Origin of the sequence: Motilibacter aurantiacus (assembly GCF_011250645.1) — a bacterium.
Lineage (GTDB): Bacteria > Actinomycetota > Actinomycetes > Motilibacterales > Motilibacteraceae > Motilibacter_A > Motilibacter_A aurantiacus.
In genome coordinates, this window is sequence record NZ_JAANNO010000011.1 from 81841 (window position 1) to 105578 (window position 23738).

Consider the following 23738-nt stretch of genomic DNA (forward strand, 5'->3'; position numbering starts at 1 on the left):
TCAGTCGCGGGTGTGCTCCAGCAGGGCGGGCACGACGACGTCCCACCGCTCGGGCGGAGGCTGCTCGTGGCCCACTCCGTCCAGCTCGACCAGGCGTGCGCCGGGGATCAGGCGGGCCAGCGCCTGCCCGTGCGCAAGCGGGAACAGCGGGTCCGTCGTGCCGTGCATGACGAGCGTCGGTGTGCGGATGTCCTGCACACGGGCGCCTGCGGGCCAGCCGTCGTCGAGGAGGAAGTGGTTGCCCATCGATGCGGCCATGTCGGTCGTACGGTCGACCTCGAGAGCGGCGAGCCGCCGCGTGCGCGCCTCGTCGAAGCCGAGGCTTCCCGCGTAGGGCCGCTCGGCGTCGACCCGGTACTCGAGCACCGCGTCACGGTCGCCCCAGTCGGGCTCCGGGGCCGGGCTGGTGAAGGTGGCGGCCACCTGGGGCTCCGCTCCCGGCAGCGGCGGCCCGTCGTACGCCGCAGCGGGGGTGGTCGACAGGAGCGTCAGCGTGCGAGCCCGTCCCGGGGTCGTGACGGCGAGGTGCTGCGCGATCCCGCCACCCATCGACAGCCCGACGAGATGTGCAGAGCGCAGGCCGAGGCCGTCGAGGACGCGCAGCGGGTCGGTGGCGAGGTCCTCGCCCGTGTACCTGGGGCTACCGGCCGGCGAGGCGTCCGAGCGGCCGGTGTCCCGGTGGTCGTAGCGCACGACGAGCCGCCCGCCGTCGGCCAACCGGTGGCAGAACTCGACGTCCCACCACACCATCGACTGGGCGCCGCCGGCGATCAGCAGCACCGGCGCGTCCGCGGGGGAGCCGAATGCCTCGACGCACAGCCGGACGCCACCCGCCTCGAGCAGTCGCTCCGCCACAGCGCAGCAGCGTAGGCGCGCTGCCCCGCGCGGGCACCGATGAGTCCCGCGCGGGCAGGACGTGCTCCACGGACGAGCCCGTACGTCCTCGGGAGCAGGAGATGTCGAACGTCTGGCCCCTGGTGCACGCCGAGCGCCGTGCCCTGATCGACGACCTCGCGGACGTGGACGAGGCGGCGTGGGGCGAGCCGTCGCTGTGCGAGGAGTGGACCGTGCACGACGTCGCCGCCCACCTCGTCGACTCGGCCCGCACCACACGACTCCGGCTTCAACCTCGGGCTGGCACGCGCCCGGTTCGACTTCGACCGGTTGAACGCCCGTGGCGTCGCCCGCGAGCGCGGCACGTCCCCCGACGAGACCCTCGACCGACTGCGGAAGTGCGCTCCGCTGACGTCGTCTCTCCTGCTCCGCTCGACAGCACGCTGGTCGAGGAGATCGGCCACGGCGAGGACATCCGTCGGCCACTCGGGTTGACCCGTGCGTACCCGGTGGAGGCGGTCAGCCGGGCACTGCAGCTCCAGGCTCGTACCGCGGGATCTTCGGCGGCGCGCGCGAGCTGCTGGCGGCAACCGGCTCGAGGCCATCGACGCCGCGTGGCGCTCGGCGACGGCCCGCCGGTGCGCGGCCCGGTGCTCTCGCTGGTCCTCGTCGCCTGCGGGAGGGGTGTCGCGCTAAACGAGCTCTCCGGGCCCGGCGTCCGCGACCTGGGGGCGCGCATGCCGGACGTCACGCGGCGGGGCTGAGGGACGGTGACGACGCCCCCCGTCCGTGACTCACGTCAGCGCCGCGAACGCGCCACCCGCCGCACCAGGCCCACGACCTGAGCGGCGCCCAGGGGAGCTCCATCGGGTCCAGCACGTCGAGGTCGACGTGCAGCCACCCTCGCGGGCGGGCGGCGGCGGCCTGCAGAGCGACCTGAGCCCCCACAGCGACCGGGCCCGCCGCGGTCTCCTGCTCGTCGCGCACGAGCACGCTCAGGTCGTGCAACGACCCCGCGTTCAGGCCCCGGCGCCACTCGCGATCGCGCTGCCACACGAGCGCGAGCGCCTCCCGGTCCAGGCGCCCGATCCGCTCGTGCAGCCCGGGCACCGAGCGCCCCGTGAGCCCCAGGAGCAGCCCGATCTCCGCATTGCCGCCTCGCCGTCCTCCAGGACGTCGAGAGGTGTCGTGTCCTCGTGGCCGTCGACGAGGAGCAGCCCCATGGAGGGCCCGCACCGGCCACGGTGCCCAGCAGCCCCGCGGCGCGCAGGGCGGCAGCCGCCCGGGCCTGGCTACCGGGACGGCCGTAGCCGTCGAACGGGATCCCGGGAAGCTCGATGCGCGCCACGGTCCGCCTCCCCGACGGCGGGGCCCCGCCCGGGCCTACCAGCGGGAGGTCGGGCCTCGTCTCCCGGCCGTACGGGGGAGCGCCCGTCCGTTTGACGTGTGACGTGTGCCGCTCGCCGGCCGTCGCCGGAATCGGTTCCGGTCCCTGTCGCGTTCGCCAGACTCGTGGATCTCTTCTCTCCTGTCACCCTCGGCGACATCGAGCTCGCCAACCGCGTCGTGATGGCTCCGCTGACGCGCATGCGGGCCGGCGCCTCCGGCGTCCCGAACGATCTGCTGGTCGAGCACTACTCCCAGCGCGCGAGCCTCGGGCTGATCGTCACCGAGGGGACGTATCCGCGCTTCGAGTCCCAGGCCTTCGTCGGCCAGCCCGGCATCGTGACCGACGAGCAGCAGGCCGGCTGGGCCCGCGTCGCCGAGGCCGTGCACGCCCGCGGCGGGAAGATCGTCATGCAGGTCATGCACGGCGGCCGCGTCACGCATGCCGACGTCAACGGCGGGCGGCGGGTCGAGGCCCCGAGCGCGATCGCCATCCGGGGCGAGGGCCACACGGAGAAGGGCAAGCAGGCGTACCCGGTGCCGCACGCGCTCACGGCCGACGAGGCCCGCGAGGTGCGTGACGACTTCGTCGCGGCGTCGCAGCGCGCGATCGCCGCCGGCCTGGACGGCGTCGAGCTGCACGCCGCGAACGGCTACCTGCTGCACGAGTTCCTCTCGCCCGCCTCCAACCACCGGTCCGACGAGTACGGCGGCTCGCCCGAGCGTCGCGCCCGCTTCGTCGTCGAGGTGGTCGCCGCGGTCGCCGGGGCCGTCGGGGCGGGGAAGGTCGGCCTGCGCGTCTCGCCCGAGCACAACATCCAGGACGCGCTCGAGACCGACCGCGAGGACGTGCTCGCGACGTACGGGGCCGTGCTCGACCAGCTGCGCCCGCTCGGCCTGGCGTACCTCTCGGTGCTGCACCGCGAGCCGGCCGGCGACCTGGTGCAGGAGCTGCGCCGCCGCTTCGGCGGGCCGGTGGTCGTGAACAGCGGGTTCGGCAGCGTCACCACCCGCGCGGAGGCGGTGCAGCTCATCGAGGCCGCGCACGCCGACGCCGTCGCCGTGGGCCGGGCCGCGATCGCCAACCCCGACCTCGTCGAGCGCTGGCGGGGCGAGCACGCCGAGAACGAGCCCGACGCGACGACGTTCTACGCCGACGGCGCCCGCGGCTACACCGACTACCCGTTCCTCGCCGCGGGCTGACAGCGGCGCGAGCACGTCAGGACGGGCGGTAGCCCCAGGCTGCCGCCTCGTCCGGCCCCGTGCACCCGGCGCACCGCCGGGTCTGCGGGCGCTCGCGCAACCGGGGGAGCGGGATGGCCCCGGAGCAGCCGGTGCAGCGGCCGTACGTCCCGGCGTCGAGGCGGGTGAGCGCGGCCTCGATCTCGGCGAGGGCCCGGCCGTCGGCCACGATCGCCGCGACCAGGGCCGGTTCCGCGCGCCGGGCCGTCGTCGACACGTCCAGCCGGGCGCGGCGCTCACCCAGCGCGGACTCCAGCCGACCCCGCAGCTCGTGCAGGTCACGCAGGTCGGGGAAGCCGGAGCGGCCCCTCCGCAGGCGTCGGGAGCGGCCGCGCAGGGCGTACGCGGTCATGTGGTGCTCCCTCCTGGCGTGCCGCGCACCGTCGCGGATTGCCCGGAACGGTAGCCCGCCGTCCCCCGGCTGGCGAATGGTTAGCCGCCGCCGGCCGAATCCTGCATCCGCGTTCACACAAGCAAGGTTCTGATCTCGGGCGGAGGTAGCGAGGGGTTACCGTTGTCGGCATCGTGAGCGCCTCCTCGCGGACGCGTCCGGCCCCGGCCGGTCGGCGGCCCCAGCTGGGCGCGGCCCGCTGGATGCTGGCCGCGCTCGTCGGCCTGCTCACCGGCGTCCTGGGGCTGCCCGCGGCCGCAGCGCCCGCCACGGCGTCGACCGCCCGGCCCGGCACCGCCTCCTCCCACACCGCGCCGAGCCCGCGCCTGCAGGCCGGCGCGGTCCGGCAGGCCCGGGACGCCGCGCCGGTGGCGCGCGCTCTCGCGGTCGTCGCCGGCTCACGGCTGGCCCCCTCCGGCCAGTCGGCGTACGCGACGGTACCGACGACGGCGACGCTCGCCCCGCCCCTCGCCCGGCACCTCGGGCTCGTCGCCGCACTGGTGCCGGCGCCCGAGAGCCGCGCCGCCGGTGCCGTCCGGCCCAGGGCACCTCCGCGCAGCGGGAGCAGTCGAGGCCATTGACCCGGGCGGGACGTACGGACGCCTGCCCGGGCACCGTCCGTCCCTCCAGGAGCTTCCCTTGTCGCGCGCCCGCGTCGTGCGCGCGGTCCTCGCCCTGCTCGTGCTCGCCGCCGCGGCCTTCCTGGCCGTCACGCGCGAGCCCCGGCTCGGCCTCGACCTGCGCGGCGGCACCCAGATCGTCCTCGAGACCAAGTCCACCGACACCATCGAAGCCGGCCGGGAGACCACCGACCGCGCCCTCGAAGTCCTCCGCCGCCGCGTCGACGCGCTCGGCGTGGCCGAGCCGAGCCTCAGCCGCTCCGGCGACAACCGCATCCTCGTCGAGCTGCCGGGGGTGACCGACGCCACCGACGCGGCAGACGTCCTCGGGCGTACCGCCCAGCTCACCGTCCACCCTGTGCTCGGCATCGACGAAGCCGCGCTGCCCACCCCGACGGCCAGCCCGGAGGCGTCGGCGAGCCCGGCAGCGTCGGCGAGCCCGGCAGCCTCGGCGAGCCCGGCAGCCTCGGCCAGCCCGAGCACGTCCGCCGATGCCGCCGCTGCGCCGGCCTCGACCCCGGCCGCCTCACCGAGCCCGTCGTCCGCGGCGGGTGAGCTCACGCTGCCGGACGAGTCCGGGCAGCCGTTGCGCCTGGGCCCGGCGGCCCTCACCGGCGAGGGCATCTCCGACTCGGCCGCCCAGCTCGACGGCCTCTCCGGAACCACCTGGGTCGTGACGATCGACTTCAACGGCAAGGGCGACGACGCCTGGCAGAAGCTGACGGCCGACGCGGCGTGCCAGCCCGACGGCAGCCCGCAGCGCCGGCTCGCCATCGTGCTCGACGACGCGGTGATCTCCTCCCCGCAGGTCGAGACCTCCGTCGCCTGCGGCGCGGGCATCGCCGGTGGCAGCACCCAGATCACCGGCTCCTTCACCTCCGCGGAGGCCAAGGACCTGGCCGCGCTGGTCAAGGGCGGCGCGCTGCCGGTGCCCGTCGAGGTCATCGAGCAGCGGACCGTCGGCCCGACGCTGGGCGACGAGGCCATCGAGGCCTCCTGGAAGGCCGCCCTGCTCGGGCTCGCCGGCACGGCCGTCTTCGTCATGGTCATCTACCGGGTGGTCGGCATGCTCGCGACGCTGGCCCTGCTCGGCTACGCCCTCATCTCGTACGCCGCGCTGGTCGCTCTCGGCGCCACCCTCACGCTGCCGGGCCTCGCCGGCTTCGTGCTCGCGATCGGCATGGCGGTCGACGCGAACGTGCTCACCTTCGAGCGCGCCCGGGAGGAGTACGCCCAGGCACCACGGCGCGGGCTGCGGGCGGCGCTGGTCGGGGGCTTCCGCGGGTCCTGGAGCGCGATCCTGGACTCGAACGTGACGACGGTGCTCGCGGCCGGGCTGCTCTTCGCGCTGGCCAGCGGGCCGGTGCGCGGGTTCGGGGTCACGCTCGTCATCGGCGTCGTGGCCTCGATGTTCTCCGCGCTCGTGGTCACGCGCGTGCTCGCGGAGTGGGCGGTGACGCGCAGGGGCGTACGCGACCACCCTGCGCGCAGCGGCATCGGCTCGCTGGGCCGGGCCCGGACGTACCTGCAGCGCCGCGACCCGGACCTGATCCGGTCGGGCGGCAAGCGGCGGGTCGCCCTCGTGATCAGCGCAGTCCTCGTGGTGCTGGCCGCGGCGGGGATCGCGCTGCGCGGGCTCGACCTCGGGGTCGAGTTCACCGGCGGCCGGCTCGTGGAGTACTCCACGTCCCGCCCGCTGGACGTCGACGTGGCCCGCGAGGCCGTCGCGGACGCCGGCTACCCGCGGGCGGTGGTGCAGGAGTCCGACGCCGGCATCACGGTCCGGGTCGGCGAGCTGTCCAACACCGAGGAACAGCAGCTCGCGCAGAGCCTCGAAGCCGTCGGCGGGACCGTGACGAAGGAGCGGGACGAGCTCATCGGGCCGAGCCTCGGCGAGGAGCTGCAGCGCAAGGCGCTGATCGCGCTGATCCTCGCGCTGGGCGCCCAGCTCGTCTACCTCGCCGTGCGCTTCCGCTGGACGTTCGCCAGCGCCGCCGTCCTGGCGATGTTCCATGACGTTCTCCTCGTCGTGGGCCTGTTCGCCTGGCTGGGCAAGCCGATCGACGCGGTGTTCCTGGCCGCCGTGCTGACGGTCGTCGGCTACTCGGTGAACGACAAGGTGGTGGTGTTCGACCGGGTGCGCGAGGCTTGGCGCGCCTTCGCCGGGCGCCGCAAGATGGGCGACGTCATGAACACCGCGGTGCTGCAGACGGTCCCGCGGACCATCAACACCGGTGCCGGCGTGCTCTTCGTGCTCGCCGCCCTCGCCGTCCTGGGCGGCGACTCGCTGACCGACTTCGCGGTGGCGCTGCTCGCCGGCGTCGTGGTGGGCACCTGGTCCAGCGTGTTCACGGCCTCGCCGCTGGCCGCGGCCCTGGAGAGCCGGTGGCCCACGCAGCTGCAGGCCAAGCGGCCGGTCGAGCGCCGGTCGCCGCAGGACAGCGGCGCGGTCGTCTAGGGCGGGGTCAGCCGCCCCGGGCCGCGTCCAGCACGCGCCCCAGGGCGGCGGCCACGGCCGGGGCGTCGGCCCCGAGGTGGCGGCCCACGAGCTCCTCGATCCCGTCGAGGTACGTGGGGGCCGCGGCCCGCAGGGCGGCGCGGCCTCCGGGGGTGAGCACCGCGTACGCGGAGCGGGCGTCGCGCGGGTTGGGCGCGCGCTCCACGTGCCCGGCCTTCACGAGCTCGTCGACGACCCGGCTGACCCGGGTGCGGCTGACGACGGCGCGCTCACCCAGCTCGCTCATCGTCAACCGACGCTCCGGGGCCGTACTCAGCTCGAGCAGCACGTCGTACCAGGTCAGCGGAAGGCCGTGCGCCCGCTGCAGCCGCCGGTCGAGCTCGGGCACGACCGCGGCATGCACCTTGAGCACCCCGGCCCACGCGGCGACCCCCTCGTCGCGCTCGGCACGGTCGCGCCGCCCGGCGGGCCGGCTGGGTCGATCGGGGCTTTCGGTCACCGCGGCAACCTAACGAACGGGCGAGCGTGCGGCGCCCGCCTCACCGCTGGAGCACCGTCTCGACCGAGATCTCGATCGAGATCTCCTTGCTCACCAGCAGCCCGCCGGCCTCGAGGGCCACGTTCCAGGTGAGGCCGAAGTCCTCCCGGTTCACGGTGGTCGACGCGGAGAAGACGGCCCGCTCGCCGCCCCACGGGTCCTTCGCGTAGCCCTCGTAGACGACGGTGAGCGGCACCCGGCGGGTCACGCCGTGGATCGTGAGGTCCCCGGTGACGGTCCCCGCCGTCCCTGCCCAGTCGACGGTGACGCTGCGGAAGGTCGCCGTGGGGAACTGCTCGACGTCGAAGAGCTCGGCGGAGCGCAGGTGCTCGTCGCGGGCCCGCAGCCCCGACTCGACGCTGGACATGCCGATCACGACCTCGAGCTGCGACTCGCCCGGGTCGTCGGCGACCCGCACCGCGCCGGAGACGTCCGCGAACCGGCCGCGGACCTTGGTGAAGACCATGTGCCGGCCGACGAACGCGACGTCGGCGTGGCCGGGGTCGATGGCCCAGGTGCCCGGAGCGGGGAGCTGGACGCCGCCCCGGTCGCGCACGGGAGCGGTGGACAAGGTGTTGGCGGACATCAGGAGCCCTCTCGGTGGGTTCGCCACATCCTCGTGATGTGTGCGTACGCACAGAATGGCACATGCGTGCGCACGCACGCAATAGCTGGGACGGGCCCGATGTGGCAGAGGAGGGCTGTACACAGCGCGGGGTTGCTCTCCTTCACCTGAGGGGGGCACGTCGAGGGGTCAAGTCGGGGCACGCGGCCGCCGACATCCGGGGCATGGAGACCTCCGCAGTGGGCGCCTCGGCCGGCATGAGCAACGTGCTGGCGCGGATCTCGGGCATCCAGGCTCAGCTGTCGATGCTCTCGCGCCCGGCCGGCGGCACGACCGTCGTCACGGCGGCGGCCCCCTCGATCGCGAGCACGGCCGGCACCAGCGGCGGCGCGGGCACGATCGCGTCGGGCTCGGCGCAGCCGTTCGCCGCGGCGCTGCAGAGCGCCGTCTCGGCCGTCCCGGCGCGCGCCACCGCCCCGACTCCCGCTTCGGCAACCGCACCTCCGGCACCCCGGAGCTCCGCCCCGGCCGAGGACGGCTGGGCCCGGCCGGTGGACGGCCGCGTGACGAGCAAGTTCGGCATGCGCACCCACCCGGTCACCGGGGTCTACAAGCTGCACACCGGCACCGACTTCGCTGCGCCCATGGGCTCCCCGATCGGCGCCGCGAGCGGGGGCACCGTGAAGTCGGCGGGGTGGCAGAGCGGCTACGGCAACACGGTCGTGATCGACCACGGCAACGGCATCACCACGATGTACGCCCACGCGTCCGAGCTGCTCGTCAAGCCCGGGCAGCGGGTCGAGCCCGGCGACACGGTGGCGAAGGCCGGCAGCACCGGGCTGTCGACCGGGCCGCACCTGCACTTCGAGGTGCGGGAGGACGACAAGCCGGTCGACCCGCAGCCCTGGCTGCGCCGGCACGGCGTCCAGGTCTGAGCCGCGCCTGCGGCGCAGCTCTGAGCCGCGCCTGCGGCGCAGGCGTTTGCCCGGCGGCCGCGGCGACAGGATCCCTGCGGTGGCCGCCACGGACGCGGCCGTGCGCCCGCCGCGGCTCGCCGAGGCCTACGCCGCCGGCTTCCTGCTGGTCTGGTGCACCCTGCTGACCGTGCGGAACTCCTTCCGCACACGCCGGCTGTCGTGCCGCGACACGGAGGGCTCCCGCACCGGCCCGCCGGCCCGGCCGCTGCCCGGTGGCCGGGCCGTCCACGTGCTGCTGACGGGCGGGGAGATGCTCCCCCTCGACGTGACGCGGACGAGCACCCTCGTCCCGGGCAGCGGCGAGCGGCTGGAGCGCGCGTCGCGGCGCCGACCGTTCGGCTCGGGGAAGCGAGGACGGACGGGCGCGCGCGGGCCTGAGGGGGAGCCTCTGCCGCCGTCAGCCGGGGCGGGTCACGGCGTCGGTGTCAGCTTGACGGCCGAGACGTCGAACTCCAGCACGATCTTGTCGCTGACGAGGAACCCCCCGGTCTCCAACGCGGCGTTCCAGTTGACGTTCCAGTCCTTGCGGTTGATCGTCGTGCGGCCCTCGAACCCGGCCCGCAGGTTCCCGAACGGGTCCTTGGCGCTGCCGGTGAACTCGAACTCGACCGTGACCGGCTTCGTCGTGTCCTTGATCGTCAGGTCGCCGGTCATGCGGAAGGTCGCGTCGCCGGCCTTCTCCACCCCGGTGCTCCTGAAGGTCACCTCGGGGAAGTTCGGGACGTCGAAGAAGTCGTTCGTGCGCAGATGGCCGTCGCGCTGCTCGTTGCCGGTGTCGATGCTGTCGACCTTGATCGTCAGCTCCGCGGTCGACTTCGCCGGGTCGGCGGCGTCGAGGTGCGCGTGCCCCTCGAACTCCTTGAAGGAGCCGCGCACCTTGGTGACCATCGCATGCCGGGCGACGAACCCGATCCGGGTGTGGGCCACGTCCAGCTGGTAGTCGCCGGTCAGGTCCTCGATCGCGGCGGTGGGGTCGTCGAAGTCGGAGGCGCTCACTGCAGTTCCTTTCTGCCGGTTGCGCGGCCACCGGGCCGCAGGTCGGAACGGGCGTTGCCGGTGCGTTGCCAGGAGGTGCTTCCCTGCACAAGAGGGGCGCGTGCTCAGCATGTCACGCATGGCGACCATGCGAGCGTGGGCGCCCGCCCCCCAGGGTCAGTCGTGTCGGCCGGCCCCCCGGCGGGCGGGCAGCGCGAAGCGGTCGAGGTCCCGGGCGGCGACGGTTCCGGGAAGCACCTGCACGGCCTCGGCCTCGAACACGGCCACGTCCTCGCCGTAGCGCTGGGAGAAGTGCGCGAGCACGAGTTGCCGCACCTCGGCCGCCGCGGCCAGCTCGGCCGCCTGCCGGGCGGTGCAGTGGCCGTAGTCCCGGGCGAGCTGTGCGTCCGCGGCAAGGAACGTCGCCTCGCACACCAGGAGGTCGGCCCCCGCGGCGAGCCGCGCGGCGCCCGCGCACGGCCGGGTGTCCATGACGAAGGCGAACACCTGCCCGCGGCGTGGGACGGTGACGTCCTCGGCCCGCACCACGCGCCCGTCCACCCGCAGCGAGCCCTCGGCCAGCAGCCGGCGGACGTCCGGCCCGCGCACCCCCGCCGCGGCCAGCCGGTCGGGCAGCACCCGGCGGCCGTCCTTCTCCTCGACCCGCCACCCGAGCGCCGGCACCCGGTGGTCGAGCCGGTCCGCGACCAGCCGCCAACCGTCTGCGTCCACCGCGACACCGGGCCCGCACGGCTGCCGGCGGAGCCGGAGCTGTGGCGGCGGGCCGGCGAGCCGGACGAGCAGGTCGACGTACGCCTCGGCCTCGGCCGGGTAGAGCAGCGTCACCTCGTGCCGCGCCCCGTCGAGCGCCATCCGCTGCAGCACGCCGGGCAGGCCGAAGGTGTGGTCGCCGTGACTGTGGGTCAGGCAGATGTGCGTGATCGAGGACGCGGCGACCCCGGCGTACGTCAGCTGGCGCTGGGTGCCCTCCCCGGGGTCGAAGAGGAAGCCGGCCCGGTCCCAGCGCAGGACGTAGCCGTTGTGCGCGCGGGCGCGCGTCGGCACCTGGGACGCGGTGCCGAGCACGACGAGCTCCCGCGCGGCGCCGGTGCCGGCCCGGGTGGCGGTGCTGATGGCGGTACTGCTGGCCGTCAGCGTGCCCGCACGATCTCGCTCACGCCCCGGTCGTGCGTCCGGTCCGCCGCGCGCACGACCCGCAGCTCGGCGCCGCGGCCGACACGGAGGGTGACCTCGTAGCGGCCGGACCGCACGCCCGCCGTGGCGATCGTGCGCCAGGCACTGTCCCGGTAGTACTGCACGGTGACCCGCCCGCCCCGCGCGCCGACGACGGCGCCGCGCAGGACCACGCCCGCGGACGACCGGCGCTGTGCGACGGTGACCCGGGAGGCGACCCGCAGCGTCGTGGGCTCGGACACGACGCCGTTGGCGAGCGCCCGCAGCTGCACGTGGGCGCCGGCCGACACCGGGAACACGACGAAGTTCTGGGTACGCGGCGCGCGCTGGGTGCCGATCGTGCGCCAGGCGTTCCCCACCCGGCGCTGCAGCGCCAGCGTGAGCGGGCCAGGGCCCGCGGCGTACGCCCCGACCCCGACGCCGGTCGGGACGCCGGCCACGGCGCGCTCCTCGGGCAGGACCACCTCGACGCCGCTGACCTCGGTCGAGAGCGTGAGCGGCCGGGGGAGCGCGCCCTTGCCGACCGCGAAGGCCGGGGCCGAGAGCCCCAGGTCGGTCACGACCCGCCCCGGCGTGCCCCCGGTCGCAGGCGCGAAGGAGACGTGGAGCGGCTCCTCCTCCTCGTTGGTGGTGGAGATCGCGTAGACGCCGTCCGGGGTGCCCACCGCGCCGAAGCTGAGCTCCTCGGCCGGGAAGACCTTGGCGCCCTCGAGGGTGGTCACCGCGGCGCCGACGTCCTGCGCCTCCTGCCCGGTGAGGACGGACACGATCGGGACGTCGCCGGGGCCGAAGGCGACGTCGACGATGTCGTCCCCGGCGCGCCCGACCCGGGTGTCGGTGCGGGTCGCGAGATCGACCGCGTGGGCCTCGCCGATGCGTCCGAGCGACGAGCGGACCAGGTCGCTGGTCGTGTAGAGCAGGCGGGTGCCGTCACTGGAGAGCGCGACGTCCACGACCGGGCCGACCGGGTCGACCACGACGCGCGTCGCCTTGGTCGCCACGTCGAGAGCGCGGAGCACGCCGTCCTTGCCGACCCCGTTGTTGATCGAGTAGTAGAGCGTCCTCGCGTCGGGGGAGAAAGCGGCCCCGTCGACCCGGGAGTTGAGCACCTGCCGGGCCTTGCCGCCGGAGGTGGGGGCGATCAGCACCCCCGCGGGCGCGAGCACGGCGAGCGTCGTGCCGTCCGGGCTGATCTCGACGCGCGCTCCGGCCCCGGCGCCGTCCAGGATCCGCCGAGGCGTGCCCGAGCGCAGCGACTGGGCCCAGACGGTCCCGTCCTCGTCGACGTACGCGACGTAGGCGCCGGTGGGCGCCTGGACCGTGGGCGCCTCAGGCGCGGCCCAGGCCGTGTGCCCCGGCAGCCCCGCGAGGAGCACCCCTGCCGCCACGAGGGGCGCGAAGGCCCGCTTCGTCCCCCGATTGGACCGCAGTCGCCCACCCTGCAGATGCCGCTGAAGCACCGTTCCTCCGTCCGTGCGGAGGCGGCGGCCGATCCGCGCATCCCTCCTCGAAGCATCTTGGGGCATGCGACGGGCAGAGGGCGGCATTCCGTGCCGTAAAGCACACCCTCACCTGCGGCGGGTAGCTCCCACGGCGGGGGCGGGCAGCCCGCGCCGGAGGGTCTCGACGTACGCGGCCGTGCGGTCGGCGGTCGGGCCGACGGCGCGCGTGGCGTCGAGGAAGACCTGCGTGACCTCCGGCCAGCGCCCGACGAGCTCGCGCTCGACCTGCGTGCTGAGGTCCTCGACCGCGCCCGCCGGCAGGTCGTTGCGCAGGTCCACGCGCACGGCGAGCAGCACGTCCTCGGGGCCGAGGGCCATCGTGAGCAGCTCGACGACACGGTCGACGCCGGGCGTGCCGGCGATGGTGTCGTACGCGCCGACCACGAGCTCGGGGCGGGCGGCCTCGCCGATGAGCAGGTCGCCGTTGGACTTGCCGAGGGTGAAGGCGACGACGGTCAGCAGCACGCCGATGAGGACGGCCGCGATCCCGTCCCAGTAGTGCTCGCCGGTGGCCTGGTGCAGGCCGATGCCGGCCGCGGCGAGGGCGAGCCCGATGACGGCCGCGGTGTCCTCGGCGAAGACCGTCTTCACCGTGGGGTCCGTCGAGAGCCCGAGGTGCTCGCGGAACGTGCGCCCCAGCGACGTGGCCTCTGCGCGCAGCTGGCGCACGGCCCGCAGCCACGACGTGCCCTCGGCGAGGAAGGAGACGAGCAGCACGGCGTACGCGATCAGGACGCCGCCCTCCTCGCCGCCCTCCCCGACGATCGTGGAGATGCCTTCGTAGAAGGAGAAGACGGCGCCGCCGACGAAGATGGCGACCGCGGCCAGCAAGGACCAGAAGAACCGCACCTTGCCGTAGCCGAACGGGTGGACCATGTCCGCCGGGCGTGCGGAGGCCTTGAGCCCGCGCAGCAGGAAGACCTGGTTCATCGTGTCGGCGACCGAGTGCGCCGCCTCGGCGAGCATGGCGCTCGAGCCGCTGATCAGCCCGCCGACGAGCTTCGCGACCGCGATCGCGAGGTTCGCGGCGAGCGCTACGAGGACGGTGCTCTTGCTCTCACTGCCGTGCTCAGCCACGAGGGCAGGGGATACCCGCCCCGGGCGCGTCCACTCGTCAGGCGGGGACGATGCGAGCGAGCCGGTCCAACCCGCTCACCGCCAGCACCCGGCGCAGCGCCGGGGGCGGCCCCAGGAGCACCACCTCGCCGCCGCGGTCGGCGGCGGCGCGGATCAGACGGGCGACGAAGGCGAGTCCGGCCGAGTCCATGAAGGTGACGTCGCGCAGGTCGACCCGGGCGTCCGCGGCCGGGCCGCGCTCGAAGGCGGCCGCCATGGCGTCGAGGCGGTCGTTCAGGGCGAGGTCCACCTCGCCGGAGAGGGCGACGGTGTAGACAGCGGTCGCTCGCATCGCCACCTCCTCTCGCGCGGAGCCGGTCCGGCGACGGGCCCGAGCCCGACCGGTGCCGGGTCTCGCCCCAGCAGCATCGCACGCGTAGCGGGCGGTGGAGAGGATTCCGGGAAAGTCGACTAGATCATCAGCACTACCCGGGGTGGGCGCCCCGCGCCGCTCGGCGAGGTGGCTCAGTCCGCCGTGGCGCCGGCCGGGCGGCTGCCGGTGGCCGCCCGCAGCCCGTCCAGCTCCACGCACAGGGCCCGGTGGTCCGAGAGCGGCAGCTCGACGGCCTCGGACCGCACGACCGGGGGGAGCTGGCCGCGGCCGAGCACGTGGTCGAGCTGCGCCCGCGGCGTGTGCGCCGGCCAGGTCTTGGCGTTCGCGAGCTGCTTCCACTCGCGGCAGAGGCCGGAGGGGAGCTTGCCCGGCATGTTGAGGTCGCCCACGAGCAGCTGGGGCCGGGGGTCGTCGCCCAGCGCGGACACGAGGCGGCGCAGCTGCGCGGCGTTCCAGCCCGGGATGAACGACAGGTGCGTGTTGGCGACGGTCACGGGCCCCTCGGCCGTCTCCACGACGGCGATCACGGCAGTGCGTGGCTCGTCGCGCACCCACACCCACCGGCGCTTGCCGTTGTCGTCGCGCAGCAGCACCGGCGCGACCGTCGGGACCGGGCGCAGCCGCACGACACGCCACTGCAGCACCGGCAGCCGGGAGACGATGGCGATGCCGTACGCCGCCGGCTCGTGCGACCCGCGGCCGTCGACCTCCTCGTCTCCCGGGCCGGCGGCGCGCCAGGTCTGCCCCGGGGTGCCGACCAGGGCCGGGACGAAGCGCCAGCACTCGGCGCCCATCTCCTCGGCCACGATGGCCGTCTGGTCGACACCGCCCGACCGGGTCTGGTGCCGGTCGACCTCCTGCAGGGCGAGCACGTCGACGTCGAGCAGGCGCACCGCCTTGCGCAGGTTCTCCGGGTCCCCGGACTCCTCGTTCATGACGCGGCCGGACAACAGGTTGAAGGTCGCTAGTCGCACGGAGGGGGTTCTACCCAGGCCGTCCGTGCTCCGGAACGTCCGATGTCCGAGCTGCGCCGGATGCCGTGCCTCGGCCCTTGCGCGACGCCCGATGTGCCGCCGACGGCCGGGCGAGCGGACACGAACCGCGTCCGGTGGGTTAGGCTTTGCTTACCTAACCGTGCGAGCGACCGGAGCACGCGTGACGCAGCAGCCCACCGCCCAAGGGGTCCGGCTCGCCGTGGGGCGGGTGCTCACCCTGCTCGGCCCGGACGCGCTGCGGCGCGCCACGCTGGCCCGGCTCGACGACCGGAGCGCTCGCTGCCCCGCGGGCCACAGCCACGGCGGGGTCGTCCGGGTCGGCGCGCCGCTCGACCCCACCCGGGCCGGCGTGCGCGAGGTGCTGCGCGCGGCGGCGCACGGGGCGCCGCTGGGCGCGGACGCGGTGCCCCAGCTCGGCGCCACCCTGGACGACTGGGTCGCGCCGCTGCTGGGCCGCCAGCTCGCGGGCCTCGGGCCGTTCGACCGCCGGGTGCTCGCGCTCGCCGTCGGCATCGCCCAGGCCCCGGCGGCCCTCGTGGTCGACCGGCTCACCGACGGGCTCGACGCCGCCGGGCGGCGCGCCCTGCTCGCCGTCGTGCGCCGCGTCGCCGACGACCGCTGGGCGGTCCTGCTGGACGACTCGGACCCGGTCGCCGCGCTCGCGGTCGCGGACGAGGCGCTGCGCGTCGGCCCGGAAGGGCTCCTCGTGCCGGTCGACCCGCTGGCCGCCCCGCTCTGAGGCCGGCCCGCGCCGATCAGCGGGCGTCAGCTGCGCGGGGAGTAGGTCAGGCAGTCCGCGACGTCGCGGCCCGGGCCGACCCGCACCTCGGTGGCGGTGCACTCGAGCGAGGTGTTGTAGGCGCACTCGGAGCGGTGGCACGCGCCGACGTGGCCGACCATGTCGAGCCCGCCCTTGAACGAGATGTCGATGAACGTGCCGCAGGCCGCCGACTCGCCGCCGACCGTGATCGCGCCCGCGTGACAGCTCACGTCGTGGTTGTAGCCGCAGCTCTCGACCGAGCACTGCCGGACCTGGGGCATCTCCGAGAGCGTTGTCATGACGTACCTCCGGGACCTGGGAATCTTGGCTCGAGCCCTACTCTGGCGCGATCCCGCCGTCCCCACAAGCAAGCCAGGACTGCCTAAGTACGAACTGCAGGTCGTGCTTTGGCTAGCCTTACCTGCCCCGCCGCGTACCCCGCTCGGGGGTCCGAGCCGGTCGGCGGCGGACGGCCGCGCCGTCGGGGGCATCCAGGAGGGCCGGGCGCAGCTCGTCGGCGACGAGCAGGTCGGTGCGCACGTGACGCGTGCGGTAGGCCATGCGCGCCACGAGGTGACCGGAGACCGGCGCGGTCACCAGCTGGAAGGCCGCCACGAGCAGCAGCATCCACACGTCCACGCTGCGGTGCAGCCGGACCGCCGCCCCGGCCACGACGCAGAGCAGCCCGAGCGTCTGCGGCTTGGTGGCGGCGTGCATCCGGGACAGGACGTCGGGGAAGCGCACGAGCCCGATACCGGAGAAGAGGGTCAGCAGGCAGCCGGCGAGGATCAGCGCCCCGGCGACGACGTCGAGGGCCGTGCTCACCGGCGACCCCGTCGCCGCGGCCGCTGCGCCCGGGCCGGCTTCGGCTGCGGTGGCGCGTCCCGGGGGATGAACCGCGCGACCGACGCCGAGCCCACGAACCCGAGCAGCGAGACCACGACGAGCACCGGCACCACGGTGGAGTCGCGCGTCACGGCGGCGTAGACGCCGATCCCGCACGCGGTCACCGAGAGCAGCACGTCCATCGAGACCAGCCGGTCCAGGACCGACGGGCCGATCGACAGGCGTACGCACACCAGCAGCGCCGCGGCTCCGAGCAGCACCCCCGCGAGGGCCCCGACCACGGTCATGACGCCGCCACCTCCTGTGCGCCCGCAGGGAGCGCCTCGAGCACGAGCCGCTCCAGGCGCAGCGCCGACCGCCGGAACCGCTCGGCCCCCGCCGCGTCGCGCACGCCGAGGGCGTGGACGTAGAGCGTGCCGGTCGGGCTGTCGATCTCCACGATCACGCTGCCAGGGACCAGCGACAGCGCCTCCGCGACCACGGTGATGATGAGGTCGGACCGGGTCTCCAGTCGGACCGCGAGCACGGCGCTGGTCACGCGCGGCCCGGGAGTGACCGCCAGCTTGGAGACCTGGACGCTGGAGACGGCAAGGTCGCGGGCGATGTACGCCGCCAGCTGCAGCAGGGCCAGCGGCCGCACTCGGCGGCCGGCGGTGACGGCCGGCAGCGGTAGCACCGCCAGCACGATGCAAGAGACCACGACCCCTGAAATGAGGTTCGCCCAGCTCCAGGTGCCCCACAGCAGCACCCAGACCAGCGTGAGCCAGGCGATGACCGGCAGCTGGCGGCGAGGGGCGAGGCGGCTCACCGGGTGCCCCCGAGCACGGAGGTGATGTAGGCGCCGCGGTCCACGAGGTCGGCGGCCGCGCGGTCGGTGAGGCCGTAGAGCGGGCCGCCGAACACGGTGAGCGCCAGGCTCACCCCCACGAAGGCCGCGGCGCTGGTGACCATGACGCCGGGCGCGGTGCCGGCGTGCACGGCGGCCTCGGCCACCTGCGCCTCGGGGGAGCGGGGCGCCTGGTCGGCAGGGCGCCAGAAGGCCTTGTTCCAGACCTTCACCACCGCGAAGAGCGTGAGCAGGCTGGTCACGACCCCCGCCCCGACCAGCGTCCAGGACAGCACGCTGCCGTCCTGCACCCCGGCCTGCAGCAGGCCCAGCTTGCCGAGGAACCCTGACAGCGGGGGGATCCCGGCGAGGTTGAGCGCCGGGATGAAGAAGAGCGCGGCGAGCAGTGGCGAGCTGGCGGCGAGGCCGCCGAGCCGGTCCACCGAGGTGGTGCCCGCTTGTCGCTCGATCAGCCCGATGACGAGGAACAGGCTCGTCTGGACCATGATGTGGTGAGCGACGTAGAACGTCGCGCTCGCGACGCCGGCCTCGGAGGCCACCGCGATGCCGAAGACCATGTAGCCGATGTGGCTCACCAGCGTGAAGGACAGCACGCGCTTGATGTCGCGTTGTGCCACCGCGCCCAGCACGCCGACGATCATGGTCAGCGCGGCCGCGACCATGAGCAGGTCGTCGACGTGCCCGCCGGGGAAGAGCAGCGTCTGGGTGCGCAGGATCGCGTAGACGCCGACCTTGGTGAGCAGCCCGGCGAAGACAGCGGTGACGGGGGCGGGCGCGGTCGGGTAGCTGTCCGGCAGCCAGGCCGACAGCGGGAACACCGCGGCCTTGATCCCGAACGCGAGCAGCAGCATCACCTGAAGCATGGTTCGGGTGCCCTCGGGCAGCTCCGCGAGCCGCTCGGACAGCTGGGCCATGTTCAAGGTGCCGCATGCCGCGTAGATCAGCGCGATCGAGGCGAGGAACAACAGCGACGACAGCAGGCTGACGACGACGTACGTCACCCCCGCGCTGATGCGCGGGCCGGTGCCGCCGAGGGTCAGCAGCACGTAGCTCGCGACGAGCAGGACCTCGAACCCGACGTACACGTTGAACAGGTCGCCGGAGATGAACGCGTTGGACACGCCGGCCGACAGCACGAGGTAGGTCGGGTGGAAGATCGACAGCGGTGTCTCGTCGTCGCTCGCCGTGCCCTGCCCGACCGCGAAGACGAGCACTCCGAGGGTGACCGTCGAGGCCACGACGAGCATCAGCGCCGAGAGCCGGTCGACCACGAGCGTGATGCCCAGCGTCACCGGCCAGTCGCCGACGTGCACGACCTGCGGGCCGTTGCGGTCGGCCTGCACGAGCAGCAGGACGCTGACCACCAGGACTGCCGCGAGCACCGAGAGGCTGACCGTCCGCTGGGTGCGCGGGTGCCGGCCGAAGAGCAGGGCGAGGGCCGCGCCGAGCAGCGGGAGCAGCACCGGCAGCGGCGTGAGGATCCGGGTCACGGCCGGGCCTCCTCGTCCGCGCCGAACGGCACGAGGCCGTCCTCCAGCCCGTCGGTCAGGTCACCGTCGGGGTCGATGTCGTCCGGGCCGGCGCCGACGTAGTTCACGTCGTCGGGCGCGAGCTGGATGCCGGACGCGACGATCCGGTCCTCGGGGTCGTCCTCGAGCGTCTCCTGCCCGAGCCGCCAGGACCGGTAGATGATCGCGAGCAGGAACGCCGCGACGCCGAGGGTGATGACGATGGCGGTGAGGGCCATCGCCTGGGGGAGCGGGTCGCTCATCTCGTCCTCGGGCGTGGTCCCGTAGATCGGAGCGCCGCCCGACCTTCCACCGGAGGCGAGCAGGAGGACGTTGGTCGCGTTGCCCAGCAGCAGCACGCCGAGCAGCACCCGGGTGAGGCTGCGGTCGAGCAGCAGGTAGAGGCCGGCCGAGTAGAGCACGACGGCGGTCGCGAGCAGGGCGAGGCTAGCGCTCATCGGGCTCCCTGCGTGACCGGCGACGCGGTGCCCGCGCTGGCGTACATCTCCTCGTCCTCGTCGAGCCGCTCGAGCTCGGCGCCGAGGCTGCGCAGGATGTCGAGGACAAGCCCGACGACGACCAGGTAGACGCCGATGTCGAAGAAGAGCGAGGTCACGAGCTTCACGTCGCCGAGCACCGGCAGCGTCCCCTCGAACGCCACGGTCTGCAGCACCTCGCCGCCGACGAGCAGGCCGATGACGCCGGTCGCGCCCGAGACGAGCACGCCCAGCCCGAGCAGCAGCCCGGGGTCGATCGGGGCCGCGCTGCCCAGCTCGTAGCGCCCGCCCGCGATGTAGCGCACCACGAGGGCGAGCCCCGCGACGAGCCCGGCCGCGAACCCGCCGCCGGGGACGTTGTGGCCGGCGAAGAGCAGATACACCGACAGGACCAGGATGGTGTGGAAGATCAGCCGGGCGATGACCTCCAGCACGAGCGACCGGCGCTGCGGCGCCATCAGCGCGCCGGCCTCGAGCCACACCCGCCGCGGGGCGGGCGTCGGCCCGGGCGTGGGCTCGGGCGTGACCGGCGAGGACGCCGAGGCCCGCGGCACGGCCCCGGTTCGCTTGCGCAGGAAGACCAGGCTGGCCACGCCGGTGGCGGCGGCGGTGAGCACCGAGATCTCACCGAAGGTGTCCCAGGCGCGGGCGTCGACGAGCGTCACGTTGACGACGTTCTTGCCCTCGCCGAACTCGTACGCCTCCTTCGGCAGCGCGTTCGACACCGGCTCGGAGACGCGGGCGTCGAGCGCCAGCAGGGTCAGCGCCCCCAGCAGCAGGCCGCCGGCGACCGCGATCGTCGCGCGGACCGCCCGGGTGACCGGCGAGTGGCGCTCGACGATCTGCTTGGGCAGCTTGCGCAGGACCAGGACGAAGACGACGAGGGTGAGGGACTCCACGAGGAACTGGGTCAGCGCGAGGTCCGGCGCGCCGTGCAGCACGAAGAGCACGCCGACGCCGTAGCCGGTCGCGCCGACGAGCAGCACGGCGGTGAGGCGCTGACGGGTGCGTACGGCCGTCACGGCGGCGATGAGGGCGACGGCGGCGACGAGGGCCTGCAGCGGGGTGTCCCAGGCGCGCAGCTCGTCCGGCCACTGCCCGCCGCGCAGCATCGCGACGCCCGGCACCGCGACGAGCACGGCCAGGATCGTGCCGAGGTAGGCCGGCAGCGACCCGCGCTGCGTGGCGGCGGTCACGGCCAGGGCGAGCCGGTCGACGCCGCGCATCGCGGCGCGGTACGCGCCGTCCGCGTCGCCCGGGCCCTGCATCCTCGCCTGCACCCCGGCGACGAGGTCGCGGCGGACGAAGAGCGCCAGGCCGACGGCGACGGTCAGCGCGGACAGGCCGAGCGCGGTGTTGAGCCCGTGCCAGGGCGCGAGGTCGTGCGGGTGCCCCCCGCCGACGGTCCCGGCGTAAGAGGTGAGGTCGCCGCCGAGCCGGCCGCTGAGCGGCCCGGCCACGAGGCCGAGGGCCGCGAGCAGCGCGGGTGCGCCGAGCAGGAGCGGGCCGACGCCGCGGTGGGCGGTGCAGTCGACGCCGGCCTTGTCGGCGAACGCGCCCCAGACGAAGCGGGCGCTGTAGGCGAAGGTGAGCATCGAGCCGACGACCAGCCCCGCGAGCGCGAGCCCGGACACCCACCCGGCGAGCTCGGGGGCGTCGAGGAGAGCGGCGTACGCGGCCTCCTTGCCCACGAAGCCGAGCAGCGGCGGCAGGCCGGCCATGGACGCGGCGGCAAGGGCGGCGACGACCGCGAGCACGGGCAGCTTGCGGCCGAGGCCGGACAGCTCGCGCAGGTCCCGGGTGCCGGCCGTGCGGTCGACGATGCCCACGACGAGGAAGAGCGTGGCCTTGAACAGCGCGTGCGCCAGCAGCATCGTGACGCCGGCGAGCGCCAGGTCGGCCGTCCCGCCCGCCACGAGGGCGATCAGGAAGCCGAGCTGGCTGACCGTGCCGTACGCCAGCAGCAGCTTGAGGTCGTGCTGGCGGAGCGCTCGCCAGGCGCCGAGCAGCATCGTGGCGATGCCGAGGGGGAGGAGCAGCGGCCGCCAGAGCGAGCTGTCGGCGTACCCCGGGGCCAGCCGCGCCACGAGGTAGACGCCGGCCTTCACCATGGCCGCCGCGTGCAGGTACGCGCTCACCGGCGTGGGCGCGGCCATGGCGGCGGGGAGCCAGAAGTGGAACGGGAAGACCGCCGACTTCGTCACCGCGCCCGCGAGCACCAGGACGACGGCGACCGTGCCGTAGGTTCCGCCGACCGGCTGCGCGACCACCGCCGACAGCGAGTACGTCCCCGCCCGCTCGCCGAGCATCACGATGCCGACGAGCATCGCCAGGCCGCCCGCGGTCGTGACCACGAGCGCCTGCATCGCCGCCCGGCGACCGGCCTTGAGCGAGGCGCTGTGGCCGATGAGCAGGTAGGAGAAGACGCTGGTCAGCTCCCAGAAGACGTAGAGCAGGACCATGTCGTCGGCGAGGACCAGCCCGAGCATCGCGCCGGCGAAGGCGACGAGCACGCCGGCGAACCGCCCGAGCCCCGCGCTGCCGGAGGAGAAGTAGCGCGCGCAGTAGGCCAGCACGAGGGCGCCGACCCCGGTGACGAGCACGGTGAGCAGCAGTGACAGGGCGTCGAGCCGGAACGCGAGGTCCAGCCCGACCGTTGGCATCCATTCGTAGGACACCAGGACGGCGCCGTCGTCCCGGACCGCCCGCAGCTGGGTGAGCGACCAGACGAAGCCGGCGGCGGGGCCGAGCGCGAGCACCAGGAAGGCGTCGCGCCCGAGGCGTCGGACGAGCAGGGGCGCTGCGAGGGCCAGCAGGACGTGGGCGGCGAGCAGGTACGGCAAACGTCGTCTCCTGCGGGTCGGGGTCCGGCCTCAGAACTTACCAAGTGCGCACGCAAATGCCGATTCGTGTGACAGCGGTATGACAGGGGCGGCTTGCGGCACGCGAATTAGGCTGGGCAGGTGACCACCGTCGTCGACCGCATCACCGGGCGCTTCGTCTCGATCGAGCTGCTGCCCCCGCGGACGCCGGAGTCCGGCGATGCGCTGGAGTCCGCGCTGGTCGAGCTGCGCGCGCTCGACCCGGCGTTCGTCGCGGTGACGTACGGCGCCGGGGGCTCGGACCGAGGGCGTACCGAGGCCCTGGTCGAGCGCCTCGCGGACGGCACGGCGCTCCCGCTGCCGCACCTCACGTGCCTGGCGCACAGCCGGGCCGAGCTGGAGGTGCTCCTGGACCGGTACGTCGCGGCGGGCGTGCGCAGCGTGCTCGCGTTGCGCGGGGACCCCCCGCTCTCGGCGACGGAGGCGCTGCCCGAGGGCGACCTGCGCCGGGCCGTCGAGCTGGTGGAGCTGGCCCGTGCCCGCGGGGTCGAGTGCGTGGGCGTGGCCGTCCACCCCGAGGGCCACCCGGCGGCCCAGAGCCGGGAGAGCGACCTGCGGCACCAGGCGGCGAAGTTGGGTGAGGCGGACTTCGCCCTCACCCAATTCGTGAACCGCTCTTCGGACTATTTCCGCTTCGTGGACGAGATGGCGCGGCGGGGGGCGACCGCGCCGGTGATCCCCGGCATCCGCCCCATCGCGAACGTACGGCAGGCCGTGCGGATGGCCGAGATGTCGGGGGCGCCGATCCCGGCCGAGCTGCTGCAGCGGCTCGAGTCCGCGCCGGGCCCCGCGGCCGCCCGGCGCATCGGGGTCGAGCACGCGGTGCAGGTCTGCCGGGAGCTCCTGGACGGCGGGGCGCCGGGGCTGCACTTCTACACGATGAACCGCGCTGCCTCGACGCTGCAGGTGTGCGCCGAGCTCGGCTGGGAAGTGTCCCCCGTCGCCTGACGTCCCCGAGCTGCGGGAGTGCCCGATGAGCAGACGCTCGAGCTACGCGACCGCGGCGACCGGCGTCGAGGTCGGCGAGGAGGGTGTCCGGTCCCCGGCCGGCGAGGTGCACGCCTGGGTGCCGGGGACGAACTCGACGGTGTGCGGGCTGCAGCTGTCGCGGTCGCAGCTGGCCCGGCTCTCCCACGTGCCCTTCGTCGAGGCGCTACCGGAGTCCGGCGGCAGCGCGGACTTCGTGGCCTCCGTCTGCCCGCGGTGCCGCGCCGCGGTGCTGGGCCGCTCGTCGGGCCGCTCCTGGGAGCGGGTCTCCCCGCGGCCCTGAC

Annotated in this window: 26 protein-coding genes; 8 read left to right on the top strand and 18 right to left on the bottom strand. The window is 74.6% G+C overall.

Going from position 1 to position 23738, the window contains the following annotated elements:
• Window positions 1–855 carry an alpha/beta fold hydrolase gene (locus tag G9H72_RS16975; protein WP_166173252.1) on the bottom strand — a complete coding sequence of 285 codons (855 nt, stop codon included), beginning with the start codon at window positions 853–855 and terminating at the stop codon, window positions 1–3.
• Window positions 856–956: 101 nt separating this feature from the next.
• Here G9H72_RS16975 and G9H72_RS16980 point away from each other — a divergent pair, with 101 nt between their 5' ends.
• Complete coding sequence (locus tag G9H72_RS16980) at window positions 957–1598, top strand: maleylpyruvate isomerase family mycothiol-dependent enzyme (protein WP_166173254.1); 642 nt, start codon at window positions 957–959, stop codon at window positions 1596–1598.
• On the opposite strand, the gene G9H72_RS16985 is transcribed toward G9H72_RS16980, so the two are convergent.
• Window positions 1582–1944: a hypothetical protein gene (locus G9H72_RS16985; protein WP_166173256.1), complete on the bottom strand. Its 363-nt coding sequence runs from the start codon at window positions 1942–1944 to the stop codon at window positions 1582–1584. The genes G9H72_RS16980 and G9H72_RS16985 overlap by 17 nt on opposite strands.
• A gap of 402 nt (window positions 1945–2346) precedes the next feature.
• On the opposite strand from G9H72_RS16985, the gene G9H72_RS16990 reads away from it, so the two are divergent.
• Window positions 2347–3423, top strand: coding sequence for an alkene reductase (locus G9H72_RS16990; RefSeq protein ID WP_166173258.1), 1077 nt, complete (start codon window positions 2347–2349; stop codon window positions 3421–3423).
• A gap of 16 nt (window positions 3424–3439) precedes the next feature.
• Here G9H72_RS16990 and G9H72_RS16995 read toward each other — a convergent pair whose 3' ends face one another.
• Entirely contained in the window at window positions 3440–3814 is a 375-nt protein-coding gene (locus G9H72_RS16995) for a TraR/DksA family transcriptional regulator (protein ID WP_166173260.1), read from the bottom strand.
• 173 nt (window positions 3815–3987) lie between these two features.
• Here G9H72_RS16995 and G9H72_RS17000 point away from each other — a divergent pair, with 173 nt between their 5' ends.
• Together G9H72_RS17000 and secD are read left to right on the top strand one after the other, a co-directional pair.
• Window positions 3988–4434: a hypothetical protein gene (locus tag G9H72_RS17000; protein ID WP_166173262.1), complete on the top strand. Its 447-nt coding sequence runs from the start codon at window positions 3988–3990 to the stop codon at window positions 4432–4434.
• Between the two features lie 58 nt (window positions 4435–4492).
• A complete protein-coding gene (gene secD / locus G9H72_RS17005; protein WP_166173264.1) occupies window positions 4493–6931 on the top strand; it encodes a protein translocase subunit SecD in 2439 nt (812 codons plus the stop codon).
• Between the two features lie 7 nt (window positions 6932–6938).
• Here secD and G9H72_RS17010 read toward each other — a convergent pair whose 3' ends face one another.
• Window positions 6939–7430 carry a MarR family winged helix-turn-helix transcriptional regulator gene (locus G9H72_RS17010; protein ID WP_166173266.1) on the bottom strand — a complete coding sequence of 164 codons (492 nt, stop codon included), beginning with the start codon at window positions 7428–7430 and terminating at the stop codon, window positions 6939–6941.
• 40 nt (window positions 7431–7470) lie between these two features.
• Window positions 7471–8055, bottom strand: coding sequence for a YceI family protein (locus tag G9H72_RS17015; RefSeq protein WP_166173268.1), 585 nt, complete (start codon window positions 8053–8055; stop codon window positions 7471–7473).
• Between the two features lie 203 nt (window positions 8056–8258).
• Here G9H72_RS17015 and G9H72_RS17020 point away from each other — a divergent pair, with 203 nt between their 5' ends.
• A complete protein-coding gene (locus tag G9H72_RS17020; protein WP_231127260.1) occupies window positions 8259–8969 on the top strand; it encodes a M23 family metallopeptidase in 711 nt (236 codons plus the stop codon).
• Window positions 8970–9422: 453 nt separating this feature from the next.
• On the opposite strand, the gene G9H72_RS17025 is transcribed toward G9H72_RS17020, so the two are convergent.
• The 6 genes from G9H72_RS17025 to G9H72_RS17050 form a co-directional block, all read right to left on the bottom strand.
• Window positions 9423–10007 carry a YceI family protein gene (locus G9H72_RS17025; RefSeq protein ID WP_331272380.1) on the bottom strand — a complete coding sequence of 195 codons (585 nt, stop codon included), beginning with the start codon at window positions 10005–10007 and terminating at the stop codon, window positions 9423–9425.
• Between the two features lie 156 nt (window positions 10008–10163).
• Window positions 10164–11072 (bottom strand): ribonuclease Z, encoded by a 909-nt coding sequence (locus G9H72_RS17030; RefSeq protein WP_331272381.1) that lies wholly within the window; start codon window positions 11070–11072, stop codon window positions 10164–10166.
• A gap of 65 nt (window positions 11073–11137) precedes the next feature.
• Entirely contained in the window at window positions 11138–12640 is a 1503-nt protein-coding gene (locus G9H72_RS17035) for a TolB family protein (RefSeq protein WP_166173272.1), read from the bottom strand.
• Window positions 12641–12748: 108 nt separating this feature from the next.
• Window positions 12749–13759, bottom strand: a complete 1011-nt coding sequence (locus G9H72_RS17040) for a cation diffusion facilitator family transporter (RefSeq protein WP_166173274.1) — start codon at window positions 13757–13759, stop codon at window positions 12749–12751.
• A gap of 37 nt (window positions 13760–13796) precedes the next feature.
• Entirely contained in the window at window positions 13797–14090 is a 294-nt protein-coding gene (locus G9H72_RS17045) for an STAS domain-containing protein (RefSeq protein ID WP_166173276.1), read from the bottom strand.
• 173 nt (window positions 14091–14263) lie between these two features.
• Entirely contained in the window at window positions 14264–15106 is an 843-nt protein-coding gene (locus G9H72_RS17050; RefSeq protein WP_166173278.1) for an endonuclease/exonuclease/phosphatase family protein, read from the bottom strand.
• A gap of 181 nt (window positions 15107–15287) precedes the next feature.
• Here G9H72_RS17050 and G9H72_RS17055 point away from each other — a divergent pair, with 181 nt between their 5' ends.
• Entirely contained in the window at window positions 15288–15866 is a 579-nt protein-coding gene (locus tag G9H72_RS17055; protein WP_166173280.1) for a P-loop NTPase family protein, read from the top strand.
• Between the two features lie 26 nt (window positions 15867–15892).
• Here the strand turns inward: G9H72_RS17055 and G9H72_RS17060 are convergent, their stop codons facing one another.
• From G9H72_RS17060 to G9H72_RS17090, 7 genes are all read right to left on the bottom strand, one after another.
• The gene (locus tag G9H72_RS17060) at window positions 15893–16186 is read right to left on the bottom strand and encodes a DUF1540 domain-containing protein (protein WP_166173282.1); all 294 of its coding nucleotides are present in this window, start codon (window positions 16184–16186) and stop codon (window positions 15893–15895) included.
• A 118-nt stretch (window positions 16187–16304) separates the two neighbouring features.
• Window positions 16305–16712, bottom strand: a complete 408-nt coding sequence (mnhG, locus tag G9H72_RS17065) for a monovalent cation/H(+) antiporter subunit G (RefSeq protein ID WP_166173284.1) — start codon at window positions 16710–16712, stop codon at window positions 16305–16307.
• Entirely contained in the window at window positions 16709–17020 is a 312-nt protein-coding gene (locus tag G9H72_RS17070; protein ID WP_166173286.1) for a monovalent cation/H+ antiporter complex subunit F, read from the bottom strand. The genes mnhG and G9H72_RS17070 overlap by 4 nt, the downstream gene beginning before the upstream one ends.
• Window positions 17017–17541, bottom strand: a complete 525-nt coding sequence (locus G9H72_RS17075) for a Na+/H+ antiporter subunit E (protein WP_166173288.1) — start codon at window positions 17539–17541, stop codon at window positions 17017–17019. The genes G9H72_RS17070 and G9H72_RS17075 overlap by 4 nt, the downstream gene beginning before the upstream one ends.
• Window positions 17538–19070: a Na+/H+ antiporter subunit D gene (locus G9H72_RS17080; protein ID WP_166173290.1), complete on the bottom strand. Its 1533-nt coding sequence runs from the start codon at window positions 19068–19070 to the stop codon at window positions 17538–17540. Before G9H72_RS17080 ends, G9H72_RS17075 begins: the two co-directional genes overlap by 4 nt.
• Window positions 19067–19546, bottom strand: coding sequence for a Na(+)/H(+) antiporter subunit C (locus G9H72_RS17085; protein ID WP_166173292.1), 480 nt, complete (start codon window positions 19544–19546; stop codon window positions 19067–19069). The genes G9H72_RS17080 and G9H72_RS17085 overlap by 4 nt, the downstream gene beginning before the upstream one ends.
• Window positions 19543–22428 (bottom strand): Na+/H+ antiporter subunit A, encoded by a 2886-nt coding sequence (locus tag G9H72_RS17090; protein ID WP_166173294.1) that lies wholly within the window; start codon window positions 22426–22428, stop codon window positions 19543–19545. Before G9H72_RS17090 ends, G9H72_RS17085 begins: the two co-directional genes overlap by 4 nt.
• Before the next feature lie 120 nt (window positions 22429–22548).
• On the opposite strand from G9H72_RS17090, the gene G9H72_RS17095 reads away from it, so the two are divergent.
• The gene (locus G9H72_RS17095; protein WP_166173296.1) at window positions 22549–23415 is read left to right on the top strand and encodes a methylenetetrahydrofolate reductase; all 867 of its coding nucleotides are present in this window, start codon (window positions 22549–22551) and stop codon (window positions 23413–23415) included.
• A gap of 25 nt (window positions 23416–23440) precedes the next feature.
• Complete coding sequence (locus tag G9H72_RS17100; RefSeq protein ID WP_166173298.1) at window positions 23441–23737, top strand: hypothetical protein; 297 nt, start codon at window positions 23441–23443, stop codon at window positions 23735–23737.
• Window position 23738: the final 1 nt, after the last annotated feature.

Excerpts from the sequence above, each read along its gene's own strand:
- G9H72_RS17060 (WP_166173282.1), bottom strand. The coding sequence starts at position 16,186 with ATGACAACGCTCTCGGAGATGCCCCAGGTCCGGCAGTGCTCGGTCGAG.
- G9H72_RS16980 (WP_166173254.1), top strand. The coding sequence starts at position 957 with ATGTCGAACGTCTGGCCCCTGGTGCACGCCGAGCGCCGTGCCCTGATC.
- G9H72_RS17045 (WP_166173276.1), bottom strand. The coding sequence starts at position 14,090 with ATGCGAGCGACCGCTGTCTACACCGTCGCCCTCTCCGGCGAGGTGGAC.
- G9H72_RS17085 (WP_166173292.1), bottom strand. The coding sequence starts at position 19,546 with ATGAGCGCTAGCCTCGCCCTGCTCGCGACCGCCGTCGTGCTCTACTCG.
- G9H72_RS17015 (WP_166173268.1), bottom strand. The coding sequence starts at position 8,055 with ATGTCCGCCAACACCTTGTCCACCGCTCCCGTGCGCGACCGGGGCGGC.
- G9H72_RS17100 (WP_166173298.1), top strand. The coding sequence starts at position 23,441 with ATGAGCAGACGCTCGAGCTACGCGACCGCGGCGACCGGCGTCGAGGTC.
- G9H72_RS16995 (WP_166173260.1), bottom strand. The coding sequence starts at position 3,814 with ATGACCGCGTACGCCCTGCGCGGCCGCTCCCGACGCCTGCGGAGGGGC.
- G9H72_RS17070 (WP_166173286.1), bottom strand. The coding sequence starts at position 17,020 with ATGACCGTGGTCGGGGCCCTCGCGGGGGTGCTGCTCGGAGCCGCGGCG.
- G9H72_RS17020 (WP_231127260.1), top strand. The coding sequence starts at position 8,259 with ATGGAGACCTCCGCAGTGGGCGCCTCGGCCGGCATGAGCAACGTGCTG.